General features: G+C 70.1%; 21 protein-coding genes and 3 pseudogenes. 19 read left to right on the top strand and 5 right to left on the bottom strand.

Annotation, left to right across the window (positions count from 1 at the left end; genetic code table 11):
* Window positions 1–8: 8 nt before the first annotated feature.
* Window positions 9–1,031 (bottom strand): zinc-binding dehydrogenase, encoded by a 1,023-nt coding sequence (locus tag CRM89_RS09905; RefSeq protein ID WP_011209929.1) that lies wholly within the window; start codon window positions 1,029–1,031, stop codon window positions 9–11.
* A 71-nt stretch (window positions 1,032–1,102) separates the two neighbouring features.
* On the opposite strand from CRM89_RS09905, the gene CRM89_RS09900 reads away from it, so the two are divergent.
* The 7 genes from CRM89_RS09900 to CRM89_RS09870 all read left to right on the top strand — a co-directional run bounded on the left by CRM89_RS09900 (window position 1,103) and on the right by CRM89_RS09870 (window position 6,480).
* The gene (locus CRM89_RS09900; RefSeq protein WP_195036884.1) at window positions 1,103–1,318 is read left to right on the top strand and encodes a hypothetical protein; all 216 of its coding nucleotides are present in this window, start codon (window positions 1,103–1,105) and stop codon (window positions 1,316–1,318) included.
* Window positions 1,319–1,382: 64 nt separating this feature from the next.
* Window positions 1,383–1,772, top strand: a complete 390-nt coding sequence (locus tag CRM89_RS09895) for a VOC family protein (RefSeq protein WP_011209874.1) — start codon at window positions 1,383–1,385, stop codon at window positions 1,770–1,772.
* A gap of 91 nt (window positions 1,773–1,863) precedes the next feature.
* A complete protein-coding gene (locus tag CRM89_RS09890) occupies window positions 1,864–2,916 on the top strand; it encodes a hypothetical protein (protein WP_086843660.1) in 1,053 nt (350 codons plus the stop codon).
* A gap of 62 nt (window positions 2,917–2,978) precedes the next feature.
* Window positions 2,979–3,656, top strand: a complete 678-nt coding sequence (locus CRM89_RS09885) for an MspA family porin (RefSeq protein WP_098083816.1) — start codon at window positions 2,979–2,981, stop codon at window positions 3,654–3,656.
* A 54-nt stretch (window positions 3,657–3,710) separates the two neighbouring features.
* Entirely contained in the window at window positions 3,711–4,364 is a 654-nt protein-coding gene (locus tag CRM89_RS09880) for an MspA family porin (protein WP_172456764.1), read from the top strand.
* A 150-nt stretch (window positions 4,365–4,514) separates the two neighbouring features.
* Window positions 4,515–5,816 carry an MFS transporter gene (locus tag CRM89_RS09875; RefSeq protein WP_098083815.1) on the top strand — a complete coding sequence of 434 codons (1,302 nt, stop codon included), beginning with the start codon at window positions 4,515–4,517 and terminating at the stop codon, window positions 5,814–5,816.
* Window positions 5,809–6,480, top strand: a complete 672-nt coding sequence (locus CRM89_RS09870; protein ID WP_060590466.1) for a metalloregulator ArsR/SmtB family transcription factor — start codon at window positions 5,809–5,811, stop codon at window positions 6,478–6,480. The genes CRM89_RS09875 and CRM89_RS09870 overlap by 8 nt, the downstream gene beginning before the upstream one ends.
* 63 nt (window positions 6,481–6,543) lie before the next feature.
* Here the strand turns inward: CRM89_RS09870 and CRM89_RS09865 are convergent, their stop codons facing one another.
* On the bottom strand, window positions 6,544–7,167 hold the full coding sequence (locus tag CRM89_RS09865; RefSeq protein ID WP_098083814.1) for a TetR/AcrR family transcriptional regulator: 624 nt from the start codon (window positions 7,165–7,167) through the stop codon (window positions 6,544–6,546).
* An 89-nt stretch (window positions 7,168–7,256) separates the two neighbouring features.
* Between CRM89_RS09865 and CRM89_RS09860 the strand changes: the two genes are divergently transcribed.
* Window positions 7,257–8,198, top strand: coding sequence for an aldo/keto reductase (locus CRM89_RS09860; RefSeq protein ID WP_060590468.1), 942 nt, complete (start codon window positions 7,257–7,259; stop codon window positions 8,196–8,198).
* Between the two features lie 56 nt (window positions 8,199–8,254).
* Window positions 8,255–8,353: pseudogene (locus CRM89_RS31630) on the top strand (GNAT family N-acetyltransferase); the annotation flags it as partial.
* A 230-nt stretch (window positions 8,354–8,583) separates the two neighbouring features.
* On the opposite strand, the pseudogene soxR reads toward CRM89_RS31630, so the two are convergent.
* Window positions 8,584–9,021, bottom strand: a pseudogene (gene soxR / locus CRM89_RS09850) (redox-sensitive transcriptional activator SoxR); the annotation flags it as partial.
* Window positions 9,022–9,082: 61 nt separating this feature from the next.
* Between soxR and CRM89_RS09845 the strand changes: the two are divergent.
* Window positions 9,083–10,549 (top strand): MFS transporter, encoded by a 1,467-nt coding sequence (locus CRM89_RS09845; RefSeq protein ID WP_228792157.1) that lies wholly within the window; start codon window positions 9,083–9,085, stop codon window positions 10,547–10,549.
* 21 nt (window positions 10,550–10,570) lie between these two features.
* Here the strand turns inward: CRM89_RS09845 and CRM89_RS09840 are convergent, their stop codons facing one another.
* Entirely contained in the window at window positions 10,571–11,980 is a 1,410-nt protein-coding gene (locus tag CRM89_RS09840) for an amidase (RefSeq protein ID WP_098083811.1), read from the bottom strand.
* 99 nt (window positions 11,981–12,079) lie between these two features.
* On the opposite strand from CRM89_RS09840, the gene CRM89_RS09835 reads away from it, so the two are divergent.
* The 4 genes and pseudogenes from CRM89_RS09835 (at window position 12,080) to CRM89_RS09815 (ending at window position 16,818) form a co-directional block, all read left to right on the top strand.
* The gene (locus tag CRM89_RS09835) at window positions 12,080–12,718 is read left to right on the top strand and encodes a TetR/AcrR family transcriptional regulator (protein ID WP_011209857.1); all 639 of its coding nucleotides are present in this window, start codon (window positions 12,080–12,082) and stop codon (window positions 12,716–12,718) included.
* A gap of 105 nt (window positions 12,719–12,823) precedes the next feature.
* Window positions 12,824–13,841 (top strand): annotated as a pseudogene (locus tag CRM89_RS09830) (NAD(P)/FAD-dependent oxidoreductase).
* A gap of 1,019 nt (window positions 13,842–14,860) precedes the next feature.
* On the top strand, window positions 14,861–16,558 hold the full coding sequence (locus CRM89_RS09820; protein WP_098083809.1) for an amidohydrolase: 1,698 nt from the start codon (window positions 14,861–14,863) through the stop codon (window positions 16,556–16,558).
* Window positions 16,559–16,623: 65 nt separating this feature from the next.
* Window positions 16,624–16,818 carry a zinc-binding dehydrogenase gene (locus tag CRM89_RS09815; protein WP_253805087.1) on the top strand — a complete coding sequence of 65 codons (195 nt, stop codon included), beginning with the start codon at window positions 16,624–16,626 and terminating at the stop codon, window positions 16,816–16,818.
* Window positions 16,819–16,849: 31 nt separating this feature from the next.
* Here CRM89_RS09815 and CRM89_RS09810 read toward each other — a convergent pair whose 3' ends face one another.
* Window positions 16,850–17,581, bottom strand: a complete 732-nt coding sequence (locus CRM89_RS09810; RefSeq protein ID WP_060590479.1) for an SDR family NAD(P)-dependent oxidoreductase — start codon at window positions 17,579–17,581, stop codon at window positions 16,850–16,852.
* A gap of 315 nt (window positions 17,582–17,896) precedes the next feature.
* Between CRM89_RS09810 and CRM89_RS09805 the strand changes: the two genes are divergently transcribed.
* From CRM89_RS09805 to CRM89_RS09785, 5 genes are all read left to right on the top strand, one after another.
* Window positions 17,897–19,459, top strand: a complete 1,563-nt coding sequence (locus CRM89_RS09805; protein WP_098083808.1) for an AMP-binding protein — start codon at window positions 17,897–17,899, stop codon at window positions 19,457–19,459.
* 270 nt (window positions 19,460–19,729) lie between these two features.
* Window positions 19,730–20,779, top strand: a complete 1,050-nt coding sequence (locus tag CRM89_RS09800) for an amidohydrolase family protein (protein WP_172964467.1) — start codon at window positions 19,730–19,732, stop codon at window positions 20,777–20,779.
* The gene (locus tag CRM89_RS09795) at window positions 20,776–21,498 is read left to right on the top strand and encodes an SDR family NAD(P)-dependent oxidoreductase (protein WP_086843631.1); all 723 of its coding nucleotides are present in this window, start codon (window positions 20,776–20,778) and stop codon (window positions 21,496–21,498) included. The genes CRM89_RS09800 and CRM89_RS09795 overlap by 4 nt, the downstream gene beginning before the upstream one ends.
* The gene (locus CRM89_RS09790; protein WP_060590487.1) at window positions 21,495–22,406 is read left to right on the top strand and encodes an SDR family NAD(P)-dependent oxidoreductase; all 912 of its coding nucleotides are present in this window, start codon (window positions 21,495–21,497) and stop codon (window positions 22,404–22,406) included. Before CRM89_RS09795 ends, CRM89_RS09790 begins: the two co-directional genes overlap by 4 nt.
* On the top strand, window positions 22,403–23,677 hold the full coding sequence (locus CRM89_RS09785; protein ID WP_098083806.1) for a serine hydrolase: 1,275 nt from the start codon (window positions 22,403–22,405) through the stop codon (window positions 23,675–23,677). The genes CRM89_RS09790 and CRM89_RS09785 overlap by 4 nt, the downstream gene beginning before the upstream one ends.
* Window positions 23,678–23,715: the final 38 nt, after the last annotated feature.

Here is a 23,715-nt window from a genome sequence, read left to right as displayed (position 1 = left end):
CACCGCTGTCAGTGGTTCATCTCCACGAGAATCTTGCCGCATTCGCGGTCGTTGCGCAGGGTGGTGAGGGCTTCGTCGATGCCCTCCAGTGGGAAGCGGTGGGTGATGAGCGCGGTGAGGTCGCGCCGCTCGAGCAGGTCGATCGCGTCGCGGAAGCGGGGCGGGTATTCGATGGAGCCGCGGATGGTCAGCTCGCCGGTGAGGACGCGGAGGAAATTGACCGGCACCGGAGTGTAGTGAACGGCGACCACCGAGATCCGCGCTCCGCGCCCGGCGTTGTCGATGATGTCGCCGAGGACGGCATTCGCGCCGGAGGCTTCGATGAAGCCGACCGTCGCCGGTGCTGTTCCGGCCATGCTCGGTCGCGATCCGTGCAGTTGACGCAGGCGCGCCCACAGGTCCTCGTGGGCGGGGTCGATGGTGGCCGAGGCGCCGAGGGTTTCGGCGAGACGGCGCCGGGTGGCCGAAAGCTCGATGCCGATCACGGCCGTGTGTCCCCGATCGGCCAGGGTGGCGATCGCGGCCAACCCGATGGGGCCGCAGCCGAACACCGCCACCGGGTCGGTGGGGGAGAGGTCGGCTTGGTCGACCGCGTGCATGCCGACCGCCACGGGTTCGGCCAGCGCCGCGACATCGAAGGGCATGTCGTCGGGGATGGGGAACAGGCGGTCGCCCGCCGCGGCGTCCCGGACGAGCACCGCGTCTGCCAGACCGCCCTCGGGTGAGCCGTTTCCGATGCGGCCGATGTCGTCGCGGCCGGGGTGTACCACGACCCGTTGGCCGGGTCGCAGTCCGTCGACCTCCGCTCCGATCGCCGAGACGACACCGGATATCTCGTGTCCGAGGGGCATCGGTTCCGAGCCGGGGCCCGCTACTCCGCCGAGCCGTATATACCCGAGATCGCTGCCGCAGATCCCGCAGGCGCGCAGTTCGACCACGGCATCGCGCGGTCCGCACTCCGGTAGCTCGACCAAGTCCAGGCCGATGGTGCCGGGGCCGTGGACGCGGACCTGCTTGATGGTGGAACTCACGGAAACCTCCTGATCGGGCCGGTGGCGGATCGGGACGATCCCTTGACACGGCGCGCCAGGCCTTCTCGGCCGTGGGTGTGGCGCTCGTGTCGGTGATGCTCTCGCTGTCGACCGTGCCGGGAACCACGGCGCCCACCCTGGCGTCGTTCAACCTCGCGGTGGCCTGGTTCATCGGCTGCGCCGTGGTGGTGGCCGTCCTGTGCCTGTTCATCGGCCGGCCGCCGCGGCCGCGATCGAACGCGGTCCGCGCCACCGGCGCCGAGGACACCCCGGCCGCGGTCGGCTGACGGCCGGACGACACGACACACCCCGCGCGGCCGACTCGCGGCCGCGTCGACGAAAGGAACGCCGGTGCGCTGCCCTCGCTATGCCTTCACCAAGATTCTGGTCGACGACCTCGCAGCCCAATTCGCCTTCTACTCCTCGGTGTTCGGCCGGGTGGAGCGGACGCGCTACGAGTTCGACGACCGGGCCGACCCGCTCGCCGAGATCATCATGACCTCACCGGACGGCACCGAACAATCGCTGGTGCTGCTGCATTACAAGAACCGTCCCGCGCCGGCCCCGGGCTCGGCCGTGATCGGGTTCGAGGTTTCCGGCCTGGACGAGGTGGTGCGGCGAGCCGAACAGGCCGGCGCCACCGTGTCCGAACCACCCACCACGATGACCGACATCGGCATCAGGGTCGCCTTCGTCCACGACCCCGAAGGCCATCTGCTCGAGTTGTTCGAGCGCATCTGAGACGGAGTTTCACCCCGATCGCGAGGCGGTTCGCCGCCGCGATCGGCCGGCCCCCCCGCGACGACGCGGCGGGAAGGAAGAAGGGAACATCATGACCGCAACACTCGGAACGCCCCACCGGCACCCACTCGTCCCGGTCGCTCCGCCCCGGATCGTGCCCGATCTGTACACGCCCGAGCAGACGGCGGCGCTGTTCGGTGTGGTCGCCGACCACGGGCCGTGGCCGTTGATCCTGGCCCACCACTTCGCCAGCACCGAGGAGTACCTTGCGGTCTCGGGTGGCGCGCAGCGCAAGGCCGACGCGAAGCTGTCCGATTTCGTCGCGCCGGTGTTCCGCGGGTACCTCGCCAAGGAGGGAGTCGCCTTCTACGACGAGATCCGCGACATCTACCTGAGCCGGACCTTGCTCGAGCATGCCAAGAGCGTGCACGGCGCGCGCTACGGCATGGCCCACCACATGCTGTTCAACGTGGCCGTGCCCTCGCACAGCTTCGACGCCGGGCATTTCGACAGCGGCAACTGGCGCGGGATGAGTTCGGTGGAGACCCCGATCTGGCTGCTGAGCGTGATGGCGAAATCGGGTCTGTTCGACCACTGGGAAGTCAAGACCGCCCAGGTGATCACCTATTTCTACGACTCCGACCTGGACGGTGGATTCACCTACTGGCCCGACGGTCCCGACCGCGCGCCGCAGCGACTGGCTGCGCCGTTCTGGAACACCGCGATCCTGTCCGACAATTCGAAGATGTACCACCGGCGCGAGGCGAACGGCCCGCGCGATCGCCGGGACATACCCGAACTCGACATGCAGACGCGGCTGCACGGTGAGAACGGGCAGTGGGTGGTGCGCAACGGGGACAAGGAGATCGCCCGGTACACCGACGGCGAGGTCCGCACCCTGTTCCATTACACCGCGCTGGTCTTCGACGACCGGCGCGACGCGGACCGCTACCTCGACCACACCGACGACCTCACCCCGGCCAAGGTCTTCGACATCTTGGGCGACGATCTGGTCCGCCGTGGTAAGGAATTCGACTTCCCCACCGATCCGATGACCGATCGAGAATTCATCGCGCTGCTCACCGACACCTACGCGATGGCGCCCGCCGAGTATCCCGCCGAAGCACCGCTCGACATCCGTTGAGACCGGCGAATCCGGCACGAAATTCGCGGCACATCCGTTTTCGATCGACATGAGGAGCACACATGGATAGCGATGAGGTACGCGTACGGCCGGCCCGGGGCGCGCGGCTGGGAGTCTGGGCCGCGATCGCGGCGGCGATCTCCGCGGCGGCGGCCGGACCCGCCGCCGCGGATGTGCTCGTACCACTTCCCGACGGGCAGGAGACCGCACCGGGGGCGACGCTCACCCGGACCGGGGAACACGCGGTGGTGTCGCCGTCGATGGCGGCCAACGGCGCCGGACGGGTGGTGTGGGTGTCGGGTACGGTCACCGCCGAGGTCACCGACACGCCCACCGTAGAGCGGCCGGGTCCTTACTCGACGCCGGAGAACTGGCCGGGCACCAACAATTCCTCCACCCACGGCGCGTCGCAGGTGAGTACCGGCTACATCGTCGGCTGCCAGGTGAGTATCGGCGACAGTGCCATCTCGGCGGGTCTGTCGGGCAACGTGAGCACCAACGGCGGCGGCGTCGGTGGCTCCGCCGGGATCCAGATCGGCCCTGGTCAGGTGAAATTCGTGCAGGTCGGGTTCAAAGACATTCTGCGGCCGGGCATCTACAGCCTGGGGTACCGGGATTTCGAGATCGAGATCCAGGGCTGCGGAGGCTACGCGCAAGCTCGGGCGTACACGGTGGTGGAGATCATCGGCGACCACTATTCGAAAACCACCCTGTACGGCGCGCCTTTCAGCATCGGCTGAACCGTGCCCGTACATCCCGCGCCCGACCACCACCACAGACGAAGAGGTTCCGTCATGCTCCATGCCAAGAACGTCTCCCGGGTCGCCGTCGTCGCGGCCGCCGCGTTGGGGTCGATCTCCGTCGCCGTCGCCGCCGCGGACACCGTCGTTCCGCTACCGGGAGGCGCGGTCACCGAAACGCTCGGCGACGGTACGGTCGTGACCGTGCGCCTGGTCGGCGAATCGGCGACGATCAGCCCGTCCATGGGCGCCACGCCGCTGCACCGCAACGCGTGGGTCTCCGCGAGTGCCCAGTTCGACTCCTCGGCACCCGCGCGGGCGAAGATCAGGCCCGGCTACGTCGTGGGATGCCAGGTGAACATCGCCGGGGGCGGTGCCAACGGCGGCGCGAACTACAGCTCGGACTGGGCGGGGAAGAACCCCTCGGCGGGTGGCAGCCTCGGCGGGAACCTGAGCCTGGGCCCGGGCCAGGCCAGGAAGTTCTACCTGCTCGATCTGGAGGCACCCGACGCCTTCGGCTCCGAATCGCATCGGCCGTTCTCCTCGCACACCGGTACCAGCGGCAGCGTCACCTGGCGTAACAGCACGATCGGCCTCGCCGGTTGCGCCGGCTACGCCCAGGCCAGGGCCTTCGCCGAGGTCGAGGTGGAGACCGACACCGCCAAGGAGATCGTCACCGTCTGGGGGCAGCCGTTCAGCCTGGGGTGAACTGGGGCGGGCCGGGACAGCGGGTGCGGTGATACCCACGTCCGTTCCGGCCCTGCCCTTGCGCAGCACACCGCGACGCGGCCATGCCGTACTCTCCTATTCCATGAATATGTGGAATAACGTGGTCGGCTTCTACGCCGGGGAGCGGTCGTGACGAACGACCTGGCCTCCGGCGTCCAGCTCCCGGTGCCCGACGAGCGGGAGCGGGCCAGGGTGCAGCGGCGCACGCTGACCGTCGTCGTGGTCAGCCAAGTGCTCGGCGGGGCGGGGCTTGCGGCCGGCATCACCGTCGGTGCGCTGCTGGCTCAGCAGATGCTCGGCTCGGGCAGTGCCGCCGGTGTGCCGACCGCGTTGTTCACCCTCGGGTCGGCACTGGCGGCGTTCTCGATCGGGCGGTTCACCCAGCGGTGGGGGCGACGGATCGGCTTGGGTCTCGGGTTCGGTGCGGGCGCGCTGGGCGCGGTCGGTGTGGTCGTCGCAGCGGTGATCGACAGTGCCCCACTGCTGTTCGTCGCGCTGTTCGTCTACGGTGCGGGCACCGCGACCAATCTGCAGGCGCGGTATGCGGGGACCGATCTCGCCTCCCCGGACGGACGCGGCAGAGCGGTGAGTGTCGCGCTGGTATCGACCACACTCGGCGCGGTGGCGGGCCCCAATCTGGTGGAACCGCTGGGGCGAACGGCCGAGCACTGGGGGATCCCGCCGTTGGCGGGCCCGTTCCTGCTGGCGGCCGTGGCGTACGCGGCGGCCGGTATGGCGCTGCTGACGTTGTTGCGCCCGGACCCGTATCTGCTGGCACGCGCGATCACCACGGCCGAGCGGATCGCTGCCGGCCCGGCCGAGGCCGGGTCGGCGGCCCCGAAGGCCGGGGTGGGCGCCGCTGTCGGTGCGACGGTGATGGTCGTGACTCAGATCGCGATGGTCGCGATCATGACGATGACGCCGGTCCACATGCGGCTGCACCATCACGAGCTGGGTGCGGTCGGGTTGGTGATCGGGCTGCACGTCGGCGCGATGTATCTGCCGTCGCTGGTGACCGGCGTGCTGGTGGATCGCCTCGGCCGGACCCCGATGGCGGTCGCCGCCGGCGTGACGCTGCTCGCCGCCGGGGTCGTCGCCGCGATCGCCCCGGGCGATTCGCTCGGTCTGTTGATCATCGCGCTGATGCTGCTGGGCCTGGGCTGGAATTTCGGGTTGATCGCGGGGACCGCGCTGGTGGTCGATGCGACGGTGCCGGCGAACCGGCCGCGTGTGCAGGGCACGATCGATGTGCTCATCGCGCTCGCGGGGGCGGGCGGAGGCGTGCTGTCGGGAGTCGTCATGACCGCGACGAGCTACGCGGTCCTGTCCCTGGCCGGGGGTGTGCTCGCGCTGATCCTGATCCCGGCACTGTGGTGGGCGCGGCGCCGGAGTGCCCGCCCCGCAGGGGTATTCGGAGGAACCGATGGGTGAGGACAAGGCGGCGGCGAAGGCCGCCCTGTACGAGGCGTTCGCGGTCGGCGGGAAGGCGCTGGCAAGTGCGAAGCGGCTGGAGCTGCTGGATCTGCTCGCCCAGGGTGAGCGCTCGGTGGAGGCGCTGGCCGCCGCGGCCGGGCTCAACCTGACCACCGCCTCCGCGCACCTGCAGACCCTCAAGCACGCCGGATTCGTCGCCACCCGCCGCGAGGGCGTGCGCATCCACTACCGCCTCGCCGGCGAGGACGTCGCGCGCTTGCTCGTCCTGCTGCGCCGGGTCACCGCGGCCCATCAGCCCGCGGTGCCGCCCGCGCGGGAGAGCTACCTGGGCGATGCCGGGGCCGAACTGAGCAGCGCGGAACTACTCGCCCGCGGCACCGAGGGGCAGGTGGTCGTCCTCGACGTGCGCCCCGAAGCCGAGTACTCGGCCGGCCACATCCCGGGCGCGATCAACATCCCCATCGACCAGCTGTCCGACCGCATCGCCGAGCTACCCGCCGACACCGAGATCGTCGTCTACTGCCGCGGCGAATACTGCGTGTTCGCCTACGACGCGGTGCGCCTGCTCACCGAACGCGGCCGGCGCGCGGTCCGCCTCCGCGACGGCATGCTCGAATGGCGGCTGGCGGATCTGCCGGTGTCCGCGGAACCACCCCGCTGACCGACGAGCTGCGAAGATCCGCGTCCGATGCGTGGCGAGACATCGCCGGAGCAACCGCGGGTATCACCCCGCTTTCATCGGGCGTAGGGCGTCCAGGACGAGGGTGAGCAAACGCTGGGTTCGCGCGGCGTCGTCCCGGACGGGCATCAGGGACCCGGCGATCAGGAGGACCACGTCACCGGCCTGAACGTCGGCGCGCAGTGACCCGTCGTCGGCGCCCGCTTGCAGGATCGGGGTGATCGCGGCGGCCATGCGCGCGCGAATGCCTGCGACGTCGGGGGTGTGCGCGGCATCGAGCAGGCTGGTGTGCAGGGCATCGAGCATGCCGTGTTTGGCGGTCACGAGCTGGGCGAAGTGGTTCATCCATTCGCGGAGGGCCTGCCGCGGCGGCAGCTTGTCGACAAGTGCCCCGGCCTGGGCGAGCAGGTCCTCGACTTGGGCGTCGTAGGCGGCTGTTACGAGCTGCTCGCGGGTGGGGAAGTGGCGGTAGAGGGTGCCGATCCCCACCCCGGCCTGGCGGGCCACGGCCTCGAGGGAGAAGGAACCGGTGCCGTCGGCCAGGGCCGCGCGGGCCGCGTCGAGCAGTGCTCGGCGGTTGCGTTCGGCGTCGGCGCGACGGCGGCGCTGGGCCGGGGCGGGGCCGGTGGTGGAGACGGGCGTCTCCCGAGGAAGCGATGCGTCACCCATAGCGGAGGTCCCTCCGTTTGTGGCATTCTGGCCTTACCGGAGGTTCCTCCGGTTCGAGCTTTATTGTCGCACGAGAGCGAGCTCCCAAGATGACCGACTCCAGCCACCCTTCCGACACCGCTGCACGCCCCGGCGGCTCCTTCACGTTGGCCGGACGCGAGGTCGCGCGGGTCGGGTACGGCACCATGCAGTTGCCCCGCGCGACTGACCCGGACGCGGCATGCGCGGTGCTGCGCCGCGCCTACGAACTGGGCGTGAACCACTTCGACACCGCCCACTTCTACGGCGACGGCACCGCCAACCGGTACCTCGCCGCCACGCTGGCCGTCGATCCGGACGTGGTGGTCGTGACCAAGGTCGGTGCCCGCCCGGCCCGGCGCGGTCCGATGCCACTGGTGCCCGCCCAGCGACCCGAGCAATTGCGCGCGCAGGTCCACGCCAACCTGCGCAGTCTCGCGGTCGAGCGTCTGGATGTGGTGAATATGCGCCGCATCCCGCCCGGGTCCTTCCCGTTGACCCCGAGCCAGCGGGTGTCATTCGACGACCAGATGGCCGAGATGATCGCCCTGCGCGAGGAGGGCCTGATCGGACACATCGGGGTGAGCACCGTCGACACGGCCGAACTGCGTGCCGCGCTGCCCGCGGGGATCGTGTGCGTGTCCAATCAATACAGCCTGACCTCCCGCAAGCAGGAACCGGTCCTGGACGTCGCCCGAGCGGAGGGCATCGCCTGGGTTCCGTACTTCCCGCTCGGTGGTGCCATGCCCGGCTTGGCGAAGGTCACCCACGAACCGGTCGTCCAGCGGATCGCGCAGGAGGCAGGCGCCACCCCGGCCCAGATCGGCCTGGCCTGGTTACTGCACCGCGCCCCGAATGTGCTGATCATTCCCGGCACCACGTCGATCGCCCACCTCGAGCAGAACGTCGCAGCGGGCTCGATCACTCTGGACGCGGACCAGATCGCCCGCCTGGACGCGGTCGAGCCTGCCACGGGTGTTCGCGGATTCCTCGGCCGCCTGCGCCGCCCCTGACCTCACGGCCCCGGCGAACACTGGTTGCCGAGCGGGACGGCGTCGTCCTCGGTTTCGTGACGGTGAAGGGCGACGCGCCCGTCGGTGAGCTGGGGATGCTGATCGTCGCGCCCGAGGCGACCGGCGCGGGGATCGGCAGCGTTCTGTTCCGGCGTGCGCTCGCGACCGCGCGCGACCTCGGATTCCGCATGCTGACCATCGAGTCGGACCCGACCGGTCACAACAAAGCGCTGTGGCCGGGCAACACCGACGACTATCTCGCACAGCTCGGGCGCTTCGACCTCGACGCCTACCGCCCCTGTCCGTCCCCGGCGAATGCCGATCCCGGAGAACGACCGAGATCGTGCGCGTCCGGCGGGCGCTGGGTGTCTGCGTCCCCGCCGGTGAGCCGCCGCGCGCCCGGCCCTTCGGCGGCGAGGCGATCTTCCGGATTCAGCACTCGGCAGGTGTTCAGCGACAGGCACCCGCAGCCGATGCAGCCGATGAGTTCCTCCTCGAGCCGTTCCAGCTCGCGGCGCCGGGCTTCGAGGCGGTCGTGCCAGCCGCGGGAGATCTTGCGCCAGTCGGTCTTGCTGGGCATGCGGTCGTGTGGGAGGTCGGCGAAGACTTCGGCGACTTCGGCGAGCGGGATGCCGAATCGCCGTGCGGCGACGATGATTCCGATGCGGCGAAGGACGTGGCGGGGATAGCGGCGTTGGTTGCCTGCGGTGCGGGTGGCGGCGATCAACCCTTGGTCTTCGTAGAACCTGACCGCGCTGGTGGCGATGCCGGCCCGGCGGGCGACCTCGCCCACGGTGAGCAGGTCCGTGGGTGTCTGCTTCATACTGCGCCTTTTCACACTGGGCCTTGACTTCAAGTGAACTTGAAATTTTAGCGTAGCGCGCATGACCTCTTCCACGCCGGAACCATCCCCGGAGACCACCGCATCCGTCGCTGAAATGCCCGTGGCGGAGCAGGATTCCGGGTGGCGGGCGCTGTTCTCCCGCCCGCACCGCACCGCCGTGATCGTGATGGCGGGCGGCGTCGGCCTCTATGCGATGAACCTCTATTTCACCGCCGCGCTCATGCCCACCGTCGTCGGCGAGCTGGGCGGGCAGCAGTATTACGCATGGGCGGCCACCGCCTACCTGATCACCGCGGTCACCGCGACGATGATCGTGAGCCGGATGCTCGCCGTCCGGGGCAGCGGCGGCTCCTACGTCGTCGCCTACCTGCTCTTCGCCGGGGGCACGGTGGTCGGCGCGGGCAGTCCCACGATGGAGTTCTTCGTGGCCGGGCGCGCGATCCAGGGTCTCGGCGCGGGCCTGCTCACCGGACTCGGGTACGCCACGATCCGCAGGGTGCTTCCGCCGCAGCTGTGGACCCGCGCCACCGGCCTCGTCTCGGCGATGTTCGGGGTCGGCACCCTGCTCGGGCCCGCCCTCGGCGGGGTGTTCGCGGAGGGCGGTGCGTGGCGGGCCGCGTTCGCGACGCTCACCGGCATCGCGATCCTGCTGCTGCTCGTCACCGTGCGGGCGCTGCCGACGCGGCGCCCCGAAGAGGCCACCCGCACCCCGGTGCCGGTCGCATCGATCCTCGCGCTCGCCCTGACCGCCGCGCTGCTGAGCCTGCGATCGGCGCTGTCCGGTGTGTGGGTGCCGGTCACCGTCGCCGCGGGGCTGCTGCTGCTCATCGCGTTCTTCGTGATCGACTCCCGGGATCCCGACGGCGTGCTGCCCCGCCTCGCCTACACCCCCGGCAACCCGCTGAAATGGGTCTACGTCACCGTTGCCGCGCTGTGTGCGGGGGTGATGGTGGAGAACTTCATCCCGCTGTTCGCGCAGCAGCTCGCCGGCGCCACCCCGATCGTCGCGGGACTCCTCGGCGCCGTGCTGTCGCTGGGCTGGACGCTGGCCCAGCTGTTCAGCGTCGCCGCCGCCGAGCGCACCGCGCGGATCCTGGTCCGCACCGGACCGGTGCTGCTGACCGCCGGACTGGCCGCCTACGGGCTGCTCCAGGCCGACGGTGCGCGCTGGCTGCACCTCACGGTGTGGGCGGTGCTGCTGTTCGTCGCCGGTGCCGGGATCGGGCTCGCCTTCCCGCACCTGTCCGTCGCGGCGATGCGCGCCGGTGAGGACGAGGCCGAGGGCGCGAAGGCCGCCGCGGCGGTCAGCACCACCCAGCTGATCGCGTTCACCCTCACCAGCGCGCTGGCCGGGAATCTGCTTGCGCTGGGCGGTGATTCCCCGCTCGCGTCGGCGCGGTGGTTGATCCTCGGCATCGCGGTCCTCACCGCGATCGGGGTGGCGACGGCGCTCGTCGCCACCCGGACCGCGACGACACGCCCGAACAGCCGGCACGCGGCCGGATAGGAACCGGGCCGCCCGCGCCGATCAGACCGCCGGTGCTCGCCCGTCGATTCTCGGGAAGGGCTGCTCGGCTTCCAGCAGATAGGCCAGTTCGAGCAGAGTGCGTTCGTCACCGTAGGCGGCGGACAGGTGGATCGCGACGGGCAGCCCGTCGGGGGCGAGGCCCGCGGGGATCGCGATGGCGGGCGAACCGGCGACGTTGTTCACCGGCGTGAACGAGACGAAGTTGGCCATTCGTGCGAGCAGTTCGTCGAAAGACGACGTGCCGGCGAAGTATCCGAGTTCGGGGGCGGTGTGGGCGACGACCGGGCTCAGGATGACGTCGTGCCGGGCCAGCCAGGTGTCGTAAACGTGGCGGAATCGGCGCAGTCGGCGCAATGCCGCGGGGGTCTGGTGCAGCGTCCGGCGGTGGTAGGCGCGCAGGCCCCGGGTGGCGTGCTCGGCGTCGGCGGTGTTCCAGGACGCGCCGAACCCGAACCTGCCGGTCGTGGTGAGGACATCGGCCAGAAACGCCCAGTACAGGGTGAAATCGTGGACGAAGCGCGTGGTCACCGGCGGGCTGGTGGGCTCCACGATGTGCCCGGCCTTCTCCAGGATGCGCGCGGTGGCCTCGACCGCGGCCATCGTGGGCTCGTCCACGACCGCGCCGGTGGGGCTCTCGGTCACCAGCCCGATCCGCAGTCGCCGCATGGCCGGGCCCATGACCTCGCCGATGGGCGGGAGCGCGGGGTTGCGATGGTAGCGCTCGGCGGCGGCGAGGAAGGCGGCGCTGTCGCGGACCGTGCGGGTCAGGACCCCCTCCGAGACGAGGTTGAGCGGCATCAGGCGGGTCTGTTCACTGTCGAGCAGCCGGCCGCGGCTCGTCTTGAGCCCGACCAGTCCCGCACAGGCCGCCGGGATGCGGATCGAGCCGCCGCCGTCGTTGCCGTGCGCGAGCGGGACGACACCCGAGGCGACCAGCGCTGCCGCGCCGCCGGAGGAGCCGCCGGGGGAGTGGTTGAGGTGCCAGGGATTTCGGGCCGGTTCCTGGGTGGCGAACTCCGTGGTGGGGGTGAGCCCGAACTCGGGTAGCCGGGACTTGCCCAGCACGGTGACCCCGGTGGCGAGGAACTGGCGGGTGACCCGGCCGTCGCGCCGGGCCGCGGGTGCGGTGAAGGCGACGCTGCCGTGCTGGGTCGGCAGGCCCGCCACATCGACGTTGTCCTTGATGTAGGTCGGTATGCCGCTGAGCGCGCCACGGCCTTCGGGGGCGAACCGCGGCTCCGGGTAGGTCGCGGCGACGGCGCGCAGCGTGTCGTTCACCCGGCGCGCGCGGTCGAGGGCGGCGGTCGCGAGTTCGGCGGGGCTCACCGTGCGGGCGGCGACCTGCCGGGCGAGTTCGACGGCATCGTGGTCGGCGAGAGCGTCGTCGACGAAGGCGTGGATCGGCGGCATCGGGCACCCCTGAAAGTCTGGAAAAGTTTCCAGAAAACTAGGAGTCCTGCCAGACTTTGTCAAGAGGTTCTTCCAGACCTCCGGTCTAGGATCGGCTCCATGAACGCTCGCCGGCACGGACCCAGCGCCCAAGCCCGCCGAAATGCCTTGCTGCGCGCGACGGTCGAGATCGTCGCCGAACAGGGCATGGCCGGGGTGACGCATCGCGCGGTGACCGAACGGGCCGGGCTGCCGCTGGCGACGGCGAGCTACTTCTTCTCCTCCATCGACGAACTCGCCAAGGAGTCCCTGCTGACCTTCATGGCCGAAGAACAGGCCGCGCAGACGGCCACGGCCGAACAGCTGGCCGCACACACGATGTCGGCCGACGAGATGGGACGCATGCTGGCCGCCGCCAACCGGCCACGGCTGCCGGACTGGCTGGCCTATTGCGAAGCCCTGCTGCACGCCGCGCGGCATCCCGAATTCCGGGAGGCCGCCCAGGACGCGCTGGAATCGTCGTGGACGGTGGCCCGGGCGGTGGTGCGCGCGGTCGGCGCGCCCGAGGCCGAAGCGGCGGCCCCGGTGCTCACGGCACTGGCACACGGGCTGGCCCTCGATCAGATGGCGGTGGGCGCGGTCGACGACGACACGTCCTATCGGGCCTTTCGCGCGCTCCTGCTCGGGTATCTGCTCGACAACGGTCACGCCGACCTCGCGCTCTCCCTCGCGCGCGCCGGGCAGCCGGCCGGTGAGTGACCCGGTGCGGCAGCCCGCCGGCTCCACGTGATCCGGCTCATACGGTGTCACGATCCTCGCGCACCCGGTGTCTTGTGCCCGAACCCCGCGGATGAAGGAGGAACCATGAGTGGGCACATCGATGTGGTCGTGATCGGCGGCGGATACGCCGGTGTCATGGCGGCCAACCGGTTGACGCAGCGTGCGGACGTGGCGGTGACACTGGTCAACCCGCGCGCGAGCTTCGTCGAGCGGGTCCGCCTGCACCAAGTGGCGGGTGGGTCGCACTCGGCCGTCGTCGACTACCGGGAGATCCTGGCCGAACGCGTCCGGCTGGTGGTCGACACGGCGGAGCTGATCGACGCGGCCGGGCAGAGCGTGCGGTTGGCCTCCGGCGCGACGCTCGACTACGACTATCTGATCTATGCGGTGGGCAGCGGCAGCGCGGCCCCGTCCGTGCCGGGAGTGGCCGAATTCGCCTATCCGGTGGCGGTTTTGGAGGAGGCGCGCCGGCTGCGGTCGGCCCTCGACACCGCAGGGGCCGCGGCCGCGGTGACGGTGGTCGGCGGCGGTTCGACGGGCATCGAGGTCGCCGCCGAGTTGGCCGAGCAGGGCCGCGCCGTCACGCTGATCTGTGGCGGGGTGCTCGGCCCGTACCTGCACCCGCGGGTGCGGCGTTCGGTGGCCGATCGGCTCGCCGGGCTGGGGGTGAGCGTGCTCGAGGGTGGCGAGGCCACGGTGGTCGAGGTGACCCGCGACAGTGTGCGGCTCGGCGGCGCCCTCGGACCGGCCGCTGCGCATGAGCTGCCAGACCGCGCGGCCGCTGGGCGCGCACGCCGCCGACACGGTGCTGGCCCGGATTGCCGGTGAGCGGCCCACCGAGATCAGCGTGGGCTACTTCGGTCAGTGCATCGCGCTGGGCCGCCGCGCCGCCACCCTGCAACTGGCCGCCAAGGACGACACCGCGACCAGGTTCGCCATCGGCGGTCGCCTCGCCGCCTTCATCAAGGAACGCGCCTGCCGGGGCGTGATCGAGGAACTCGTCGAGGAGGCCGCCGAGCCGGGCACGTTCCGGTGGAATTTCACCGACGACAAGCGCCGGGAACTGGTGCGGGCCGAGGGCGGCGCGTCGATCCATCACTGAATCGACGGTCGGTGCCGGGTCCTTCGCGGGCTGGGCCCGGCACCGGACCCACCGGCACGACCACCCGGCCGGTACGCGGAAGGAGATCGCGCACATCGAGCGGGCAGGGCGGGACAGTGCAGAGCGTCGAGGTCATCGCCGCGCCGCCGCGTCCGCGATCGCGCGGAAGGCGTAGATCGCCTCACCCAGTGTCGCTTCGGAAGACAGGTCTTCGCTCGTCTTGACGAGTTGTTCCTGGACGCGATCGAGGTGCGCGCGAAGCGCCGGTGACCGGTCGCCTGCGGTGACCGCTCGCGGCGATCGGCTGCGGACGGGGAACGGCCGGTGGCGCTGAATCGCCTGCGTCGCACGGAGTTCGCTGCGTCCTTCGTGTGCCGTCGGGTGTCGTCCGGCCGTTCGGATCGGGGAGTGGGGATCCGCTGATGGGCTTCCTCGGGGAACTCGGGAGAACTCCCTTGTCAGTTGTGGACCGGTGGTATACAACTGGCACACGTCCTGATCGTGATCCGGTTCACAGTCGGATCGCATGGTGAGAGGGATCAGGACGGCGGCTCGGTGGTTGCGCCAACGACCACCGAGCCGCGGCAATACCGTCCATCGCCCGGTAACGGCAGCTACGTGCAGGTAGGTGCGGGGTCGATGGACCGTCAGGTAGCGACGAAGCGACGAGGAGTCGACATGGCAAGCGCCACAGTCAGTTCGAACAGGCGGCGGCCGCGGAGAAGTCCGTCGGTTCTCGCGGGACCCCACTCGGGGGTGCCGGCCGCGAGTGCGCGGCCGGGTGCTCGGGATCGAGGGGACGAGCCCACAACCTCGTCATGACCGGATGACCTGGCGGACCGTCCTACTGAAAACGCACGTGCCCTCCGCGCCCGGTCGGCGCCGAGCCGATCGACACGACCGAGTGCGAGCCCAGGCATGCCTGGGCCCCGACGCGCCCGGGTTGTGCCCGTCGCCGACGTCTGCGCGACGTCACCGACGGCGCCGAGCGGAACGGCACGACGAAAGGAATCGAACTGATGAGGAAATACCCCGTACTTCTCGGTGCGGCCGCTCTCACGGCGGCCCTGATCACCGGCTGTTCGAGCGGCGATCAGACCCCCGCCGCCGACCTGATCCTGAAGAACGGTCGCATCTACACCGTCGACGACACCCGGGAATGGGCCCAGGCGATCGTGGTCAGCGGCGACAAGATCGTCTACGTCGGTGACGACGCCGGCGCGCAGGCCTATGAAAACGATGGGGCGCAGGTGGTCGATCTCCAGGGCAAGATGGTCACCCCCGGGTTCATCGACGGACACAATCACGCCTATCTCATGGCCGAGAGCCTGTTCTGGCTCAATCTCGACCGTCACCGAACCGTCGAGGACAAGCAGGCCGCGCTGCGCGCCTACCGGGCCGAGAACCCGGCCATGCCGCAGTTGCGTGGCGTCGGCTGGGACGACATCGCCGAGGATGCCCGCGCCCGCGGGGTCCTGCCCCGGCAACTCATCGACGCGGCCGTGCCCGACATTCCCGTGGCGATCATCGAGAACAGCCACCACACCCTGCTCGCCAATTCGAAAGCACTCGAACTGGCCGGAATCACCAAGGACACACCGGATCCGGAGGGTGCGACCATCGTGCGCGACCCGGCCACCGGGGAGCCCACCGGCGAACTCGAGGAGTTCGGCGCGGAGAATTTGGTGATCTCCGCACTGCCACAATCGGATTTCACCGTGGAGCAGTACCGGCACACCATCCTGGAGTGGCAGCGGGTCGCCGCCGAGGACGGAATCACCTCCACCTTCGTGCCCATCCATTACCCGACCGAGTCACTGCTGCAAGCGTTCCAGCAACTCGACGACGAGGGGAAGCTGACGGTTCGATTCGACCTCGCCCAGTGGGCGGACGAGACGAAGGGCGTCTCCCAGGTCGCTCATTTCGTGGACATGCGCGACAAATACCGGGGGACACACTTCACCCTGGACACCATCAAGATCTTCGCCGACGGCGTGGGCGAGGCGAAGCTCGTCTGGAAGCAGGACGTGCTCGAGGAGACCGTCGCGGCCTTGGACGCCGAGGGCTTCCGGATCTACGTCCACGCCATCGGCAGCCCCGGGTTCTATCCCGAGGACAATGTGCTCGACGCCTTCGAAGTCGCCGCGCAGCGCAACGGCCGCCGCGACGCCAGGCATGCGATCACCCATCTGGATTGGACCCGGGGCGAGGATCTGGCGCGCTTCCGCGAACTCGGCATCATCGCGGTCCCGCAGCCGGCCTGGTTCGGCAAGGGATGGTACGACGACGCACCCGCGTCGGAGGTGAACAACGCCATGCGATTCCAGAGCTTCCTCGATGCGGGCGTCACGGTGTCGTCGTCGAGCGACTTCCCCTCGACCGACACCTTCACCCGTGACATGTACCCGCTCACCGGCCTCGAGGCGGGCATGACGCGGGTCGATGTCGACACCGCCACCGAGGCCGATCTCGGTGCGGCGCAGAACCCGCAGGAGCGCGCGACACTGGCCGACATGATCGCCAGCTACACGATGGGCGGCGCCCACCTCATCTTCGCCGAGGACGAACGGGGCTCGCTCGCGGCCGGGAAGAAGGCCGACTTCGTGGTGCTCGACAAGAACCTGTTCGAGCTGCCGAAAACCTCGGTGGGAGAAGCGAAAGTGCTCGCCACCTACTTCGAGGGCAACGAGGTCTTCCGTGACGTATCGATGAACTGACCGCTCGACCGAATCCGCGGCCGCCGCCGGGTCAGGAATCGCTCCGAGACCCGGCGGCGATGCCGGTGACAGACCGTACTGCTGGAGCCGACGCAGCCGCCGTGGTGAAGCGCATGGCGGCCTTCCTGAACGCCGGTGTCCGCTCGGGAGCGTTGCGTCCCGCCCTCGACAGGGTGTTGGCCCTCGACGATGTGGCCGAGGCCCACCGGCACCTGGACGCCGGCCTCCACGCGGGGAAGATCGTCGTCACGACCCGGTGACCGGGCACCGATGCGACCGAAACGGCCACGGTCACCAGGGCACCACACCGTCTCGACCGAGGAACGAACCGGACGGTGCGTCGAGATCGAGCATCGCGGCCTCGACCACCGGCTCGGCGCCTTGCGCGGCGGTCAGTGGCGCCTGCGCCCGGTTGATGGGGGAGAAGTCGGTTTGCACGAAGCCCGGATCGATGGAGAACACCTTGATGCCGGTGTCGGCGAGAACCTTCGACAAGGTGATCGTCAGGCTGTTGAGGGCCGCCTTGGAGGCCTGATACGCGGGGATCACCAGGTCGTTCGGGTCGGCTCGCGACTGGAGGGCCAGCGACCCCACGAACGATGACACGTTGACGATCCGGCCGGCCTCGCTGCGGCGCACCAACGGCAGCATGGCCTCCACCGTGTGGAACACGCCGAACACGTTGGTTTCCATCGTCGTGCGCACCGCGTGTGGATGGGCGTACAGGCTGGGGCCGGGGGCCTCCCATTCGGCAGCGATACCGGCGTTGTTCACCAGCGCATCGACTCGCCCGTGGGTCTCGGCGAGAATGCCGGCCAGACGCTGCACGGAGTCGAACGACGTGACGTCGAGCGCGTACCCCTGTGCGTCGATCCCACGGTCGCCCAGCCGGCCGGCCGCGGCCGTGGCCGACTCCCGTGAGCGCCCCGTCACGATCACCGTGTATCCCGCCGATCCCAATGCCAGGGCCGTTTCGAACCCGATGCCACGCGTCGAGCCCGTCACCACCGCGATGTCTGCCATAGCCGTTCCTTCCCGGATTGTCACAAAAACTTCGCTTCGAGAGTGCGGTGTCGGAGCCGTACGCACCGGCGGGAATGCGACCTGACGTTCCGCGGCCCGACCGGGGTGGGACTCGGGAGATCGAGTGCGGTGGCGGGCCGGCTCGGAGACGCCCGGTTCCCAAGCCGAATTCCTGGTCTACCACTCCGCGAAGGTGTATAAGTGTTCATATACCTGAGCGAGCGAGCCGTCGGTGACCGGTGACGCGGCCGGAAGGTCGTTGGCGAGCACACCGGGAGTCCCCACCGGCGGGAGAGGGAGAGGATCGGTACGTAGATGGACTATTGGAGTGCGCAGGTGCCCCCGGCCGAGGAGTGCGTCCTCGGTCCGCTGTTGCGTCGTCAGGCCGAGCGCAGGCCCGACGAGGTGTACGCGGTGTTCGCCGACGGGACTGTGTGGTCCTACCGCGATGTCTGGGCGGTCGCCAACGAGATGGGGCACCGGCTGAGGCGCCTGGGTGTTCGTCCCGGTGACCGGGTCCTGTCCTGGTTGCCGAACGGTCCGGACGCCGTGCGCGTGTGGTTCGGCGCGAACCTGTTGGGGGCCGTTCATGTACCGCTCAACACGGCCTATCGGGGCGGTCTGCTCGAGCATGCCGTGCGCCTGTCCGGGGCGCAGGTCATGCTGGTCGCGCCGGCGCTGGCGGAGCGCGCGCGTGAGGTGGACATTCCCGCATCGGTGCGGGTGGTGCCACTGGAATGGGACGGCGCCATCGATCATGCGACACCCGTGGTGGAACCCGAGCAGGCGGTGCAGCCGTGGGACCCGTACGCGATCATCCTGACCTCCGGGACGACGGGTCCGTCGAAGGGGGTCACCTGTTCGTATCTGCACCTGGCGAGTTCCTCGCTGGCGGCGTTCAGCGAGTGTTTCGGGCCGGGCGACCGCTACATGGTCAATCTGCCGCTGTTCCACGCGGGCGGCACCATCGGTTGCTACGCGGCGCTGCTGCTGGGTGGCAGTGTGGCCGTCGTCGACCGGTTCGACACCCGGTCGTTCTGGGAGACGGTGCGCGACCGGGAGGTCACGCACGTGACGCTCCTGGGCGTCATGGCGACATTCCTGGTCAAGCAGCCGGTCGGCGAGCGAGATCGGGATCATCCGCTACGCCACGTGTTCATGGTGCCGCTCATCGACGACGTGGCCGGGTTCGCCGCGCGTTTCGGTGTGTCGGTGCAGGCGATGTTCAACATGACGGAGACGTCGATTCCGCTCATCAGCACGATCAACCCGCGGACGCCCGGCACCTGCGGCCGGCTGCGCAAGGGCGTGCAGGGCCGGCTGGTCGACGAATTCGACCGGGAGGTTCCCGTCGGTGAGATCGGGGAGTTGATCGTCCGGACCGATCGGCCGTGGGCGATGAACTCCGGGTACTGGGGAATGCCCGAGGCGACCGCCCGTGCGTGGCGGAACGGGTGGTTTCACACCGGCGACGCGTTCCGTCGCGACGACAACGGCGAGTTCTTCTTCGTCGACCGCGTCAAGGACGCGATTCGCCGGCGCGGGGAGAACATTTCCTCGTTCGAGGTCGAAGCCGAACTGGTCGCGCACCACGCGGTGCGCGAAGCGGCGGTGGTGGGCGTGCCGAGCCCGCACGGCGAGGACGATGTCCTCGCCGTCGTCGCGCCGGTGGAGGGCGGCGACGTCGATCCGGCCGAACTCCTCGAGTTCGCCCGAACGCGCATGGCGCACTTCATGGTTCCGCGCTACATCCGTGTCCTGCCGGAGTTGCCGAAGACGCCGACCGCGAAGATCGAGAAGCACCGTCTCCGGTCCGAGGGGATCACCCCCGACACCTGGGATCGTGAAGCGGCGGGAATCCGCGTCAAACAGGACTAGCTGTCCCTGCTGTGGCGACCCGCGCCGGAGCGTGCGTTCGCGCGCCTGTGCCGTCTCGGTCGCCCGCATCTCGGGCCCGGGTCCACCCGAGTGTTCCCGCGGCCGGAGCGGCCGCATTCCACGCTCGCACCGACCGGGTGCGTCGGCGCGATCGAGGGGTCACCCGTGCCCTCGGTAGGCGCCGCGCGCGCGTCAGGAAAGTATATGAACGACCATTGACATTGTGGTCTCGCGGAAGGTAAACAAGTGTTCATGCAAAAGGTGGAGACAGTGGCCCCGTCCGAGGACGGTGCGGCGGGACCGGCCGGCGGCCGGCCCGTGATCGATGTGTGCGAAGTGGTCTACGACCTACCGTCCTGGCGGGCCTACCTGCGGGCGTTCGCGGCGGACGCCCCGGGCTATCTGCGGGTGTTCGCGCGCCGGTTGTGTGAGCTGGCCGGTGCCGACCTCGCGCGCTATCGACGGACGCTGGACCGGGACCCCTTCGCGGCCGTGGAGGTGTTGCTCGAGCCGGAGCTGCTGGCCGTCGATGTCGGCGAGCACGCACGGAAGCTGCGTGACCAAGGAGTGATCGCGCAGGTCGCGCACGGCGGGATGTGGCAGGCGGGCGACGGCACCGTCAACGACCACGTCGCCCGGCTGGCCACCCGGGTGCCCGAACTGCATTTCTGGGCCGGGCTCAGCCTCGCCGACATCTCCGCGGCGATGACGGAGTTGCGGCGCTCCCACGACGAGCTGGGTGCCCGCGGGCTGTCGATAATCCCGTTCCTGGACGGCGTCGACGTGCTGGATCCGCGCGTCGCCCCGATCTTCGAGTACGCCCAGCACGAGGGGCTGCCGCTGTGGATCCACTGCGGACAGAACTTCGCGGCCACCCGGCCGATGGACTCGTGCACGTGGCGGCACATCGACGGGCTCGCCGGCCGGTACCCGGGCCTGGTCCTGGTCGTCGGCCACGGCGGCTGGCCGTGGATGGGCGAGATGGCGGCCGTGGCGCAGCGTCACCGCAACGTGTACCTGGACAGCTCCACCCACCGCGGCACCGCCATGGCCACACCCGGCTACGGGTGGGAGCCGGTGCTGAGCCGCGCCGACGGCGCGCTGCGCCGCAAGCTGGTGTTCGGCAGCACGACCTGGGTCAACGGCGTGTCCACCCGCGCGCTGGCCGAGGAGATCACCACGCTCGGCCTCGCCGAGCCGACGGTGACGGCCTGGCTGGCCGGCAACGCGGCCCGGCTGCTCGGACTTTCCCTCCCGGACGAGCCGTCGGCGCCCGGCGGTGCGGCGTCGCGGACCGCGGCGGCGGGAGCACCGGCATGAGCACGCCCGCGGCGATCGTCACCGGCGCCGCACGGGGCATCGGCCGAGCAATCGTGCGGCGGTTGCACGGCGACGGCTACCGGGTCGCCGCCTGGGACATCGACACCGCGCGGCTGGCGACACTGACCGCCGAACTGCCGGAGGTGGCCGCGATACCCGTCGATGTCTCCGACGAGGCATCGGTGTCCGCTGCCGTCGGCGCCACCGTCGACACGATCGGCGGTGTCGATGCGGTGGTCAACAACGCCGGCGTCGAAGTACGTGCCTCGCTGCAGGACCATCGGGTCGAGGACTGGAACCGCGTCCTCGGGGTCAATGCCACCGGCCCGTATCTGGTGACACGCGCGACGGCGCCGCATCTGCGGGGGTCGGCCCGGGCCGCGGTCGTCAATCTCGCCTCCACCGCGGTGATCGGATTCAGCGGACAGATCGCCTACGACGCCTCCAAAGGCGCCGTGCTGACCCTGACACGCTCTCTTGCCGTCGAGTTGGGGCCGCACGTGCGGGTCAACGCCGTCTGCCCCGGATTCATCGACACCGACATGGTCCGCGAGGCCGGACTGACCGCCGTCGGCGAGAAGGTGGCGCGCGGTCTTCCGCTGCGGCGGGTCGGACAGCCGGACGAGGTGGCCGCGGCGGTGGCCTTCCTGCTCTCGCCGCACGCGGCGTATGTGACCGGGCAGGCGTTGTTCGTCGACGGAGGGTGGGTGCGAGGGTGAACCCGACATCGACCGGCCGCGTCGCGGTCGTCACCGGCGCCGCAGGCAGCATCGGATCCGCGATCGCCGCGCACCTCGCGGCCGACGGTGCCCGTGTCGTGCTCACCGATCGCGACGGCGCGGGCGCCGAACGCCGCGCTGCCGCGATCCGGGACGCGGGCGGCGACGCCGTGGCCGCGGTGTGCGATCAGACCGACCCCGGGGAGGTCGACCGGCTGTTCGGCGAGGTCGTCGGTGACCAGCTCGACATCTGTGTGGCCAATGCCGGATACGGCCGCGCGGGCTCGGTGCTGAACCAGGACCTGCGGGAGTGGCAGCGGCATGTCGACGTGAACCTCACCGGCACCTTCCTGGTCTGCCGAGCCGCGGCACGCACCATGGCCGCCCACGGACGCGGCGGATCGATCGTGATCAACGCCTCCACCGCGGCCGTGCGTCCCTGCACGCTGTTCGCCGCCTACGCGGCGTCGAAGGCGGGCGCGGACATGTTCGCGCGCTGCCTGGCCGACGAGCTCGGCCCGCTCGGGATCCGCGTGAACACGATCTGCCCCGGCGTCATCCAGACCGGCATGACCGGACCCATCCTCGGGGCCGACGGCGGTCGGGCGCAGGCGGTGCTGGAAGCGGAGACACCGTTGGGCCGGGTCGGCGACCCCGAGGACGTCGCCGAGGCGGTGGCCTTCCTGGTCGGCGACGGCGCCCGATTCATCACCGGCGCAAGCATTCTCATCGACGGCGGGCAAACCCTGCGTGGCTATCCCCGCTGGTTCGTCAACGACGACCCCGCCACCCCGGACCCCCAGTGGCGGATCATCAGCGACCCACCGGCACCCGGTCGGGCGTTCACCGCCCTCGGCCGCACCACATCAGCGAGCACCTCCCGGACACCCGAATCGAGCACACCATGACCGAGGCACAACCGCGACGACGCGGCCCGGTGGACACCATCGCGCCGACCTCTCCCGACGACATCGCAGGCACCTGCGACCCGCGGTTCGCCCGGGTCCGGGAGGAATTCGCCCGCAACTTCGCCGAACGCGGTGAAGTCGGGGCCTCGGTGTGCGTCTACCTCGACGGCGAACCCGTCGTCGATCTGTGGGGCGGCACCGCCGACCCGGCGACCGGAACCGCGTGGCAGCGCGACACCGTCAACGTCGTCATGTCCGCCACCAAGGGCGCCGCCGCCCTGTGCGCCCACATCCTGCGGGCCCGCGGGCAGCTGGATTTCGACGCACCGGTCGCCCTGTACTGGCCCGAGTTCGCACGCCACGGCAAGGGCGGCATCCGGGTGCGGCAGGTGCTCAGCCACCAGTCCGGTGTGTGTCACGTGTCCTCGGCCGTCCCCGAGGGCGGCTTCTTCGACTGGGCGCTGATGACCGCCTTGATCGAGGACACCGAACCGTTCTGGGAACCGGGCACCCGGCACGGCTACCACCCGTTCACCCTCGGCTACATCCTCGGCGAACTCGTCCTGCGCATCACCGGGCAGAGCATCGGGACGTTCTTCCGCACCGAGGTCGCCGAGCCGCTGGGCCTGGACTTCTGGATCGGCCTGCCCGCCGAGCACGAGGCCCGCGTCGCGCCCAGCATCGCCTGGGAGCTGGATTGCGGTGACCCGCTGCCGCCGCCGATCCAGGCCGCCATCGCCGATCCGGAATCGATGCAGGCCCGGATCGGCGCCAACGACGGCGGCTGGTTCGGCAACCTCTGGGACACCCGCGCCGCCCACGCCGCCGAACTTCCCGCGGCGGGCGGCATCACCAACGCTCGCGGCCTGACGCGGATGTATGCGCCGCTGTCGCTGGACGGCGCGCTCGGAGACGTGCGATTGGTCGACCCGGCCGATCTGGCCGGCATGCGCGGCGTCTGCACCGCCGGTGACGTCGACGCCTATCTGCTGTTCCGCACCGCGTTCTCGCTCGGCTTCGCGAAGTCGTGGGACAACCGCCGCGTCCCCGGCCACAACAGCATGATCATCGGCGAAGACGCCTTCGGCGCACCCGGTGCGGGCGGGCAGATCGGCTTCGCCGATCCCTCCCACCGACTCGCCTTCGGCTACACGATGACCAGGCACGGCCTCGGCATGGCGCTCGATCCGCGCGGCCAGAGCCTCATCGATGCCGTCTATCAGACCCTCGGTTCACCGACCTGCCTGCCCGGCTTCTGGGTCCGGGCATAGCCGAACCATCGCACCGAGAACCGACCGCCGGTGGGTCT

The sequence above is a fragment of the Nocardia sp. FDAARGOS_372 genome (genome assembly GCF_002554515.1).
Lineage (GTDB): Bacteria > Actinomycetota > Actinomycetes > Mycobacteriales > Mycobacteriaceae > Nocardia > Nocardia farcinica.
This window is presented reverse-complemented; position numbering and strand designations above follow the sequence as displayed.

What these genes read in the sequence shown, in the direction of transcription:
- CRM89_RS09890 (WP_086843660.1), top strand. Translation starts at nt 1,864, where the DNA reads ATGACCGCAACACTCGGAACGCCCCACCGGCACCCACTCGTCCCGGTC.
- CRM89_RS09885 (WP_098083816.1), top strand. Translation starts at nt 2,979, where the DNA reads ATGGATAGCGATGAGGTACGCGTACGGCCGGCCCGGGGCGCGCGGCTG.
- CRM89_RS09880 (WP_172456764.1), top strand. Translation starts at nt 3,711, where the DNA reads ATGCTCCATGCCAAGAACGTCTCCCGGGTCGCCGTCGTCGCGGCCGCC.
- CRM89_RS09870 (WP_060590466.1), top strand. Translation starts at nt 5,809, where the DNA reads ATGGGTGAGGACAAGGCGGCGGCGAAGGCCGCCCTGTACGAGGCGTTC.
- CRM89_RS09865 (WP_098083814.1), bottom strand. Translation starts at nt 7,167, where the DNA reads ATGGGTGACGCATCGCTTCCTCGGGAGACGCCCGTCTCCACCACCGGC.
- CRM89_RS09860 (WP_060590468.1), top strand. Translation starts at nt 7,257, where the DNA reads ATGACCGACTCCAGCCACCCTTCCGACACCGCTGCACGCCCCGGCGGC.
- CRM89_RS09845 (WP_228792157.1), top strand. Translation starts at nt 9,083, where the DNA reads ATGACCTCTTCCACGCCGGAACCATCCCCGGAGACCACCGCATCCGTC.
- CRM89_RS09840 (WP_098083811.1), bottom strand. Translation starts at nt 11,980, where the DNA reads ATGCCGCCGATCCACGCCTTCGTCGACGACGCTCTCGCCGACCACGAT.
- CRM89_RS09835 (WP_011209857.1), top strand. Translation starts at nt 12,080, where the DNA reads ATGAACGCTCGCCGGCACGGACCCAGCGCCCAAGCCCGCCGAAATGCC.
- CRM89_RS09820 (WP_098083809.1), top strand. Translation starts at nt 14,861, where the DNA reads ATGAGGAAATACCCCGTACTTCTCGGTGCGGCCGCTCTCACGGCGGCC.
- CRM89_RS09810 (WP_060590479.1), bottom strand. Translation starts at nt 17,581, where the DNA reads ATGGCAGACATCGCGGTGGTGACGGGCTCGACGCGTGGCATCGGGTTC.
- CRM89_RS09805 (WP_098083808.1), top strand. Translation starts at nt 17,897, where the DNA reads ATGGACTATTGGAGTGCGCAGGTGCCCCCGGCCGAGGAGTGCGTCCTC.
- CRM89_RS09795 (WP_086843631.1), top strand. Translation starts at nt 20,776, where the DNA reads ATGAGCACGCCCGCGGCGATCGTCACCGGCGCCGCACGGGGCATCGGC.
- CRM89_RS09785 (WP_098083806.1), top strand. Translation starts at nt 22,403, where the DNA reads ATGACCGAGGCACAACCGCGACGACGCGGCCCGGTGGACACCATCGCG.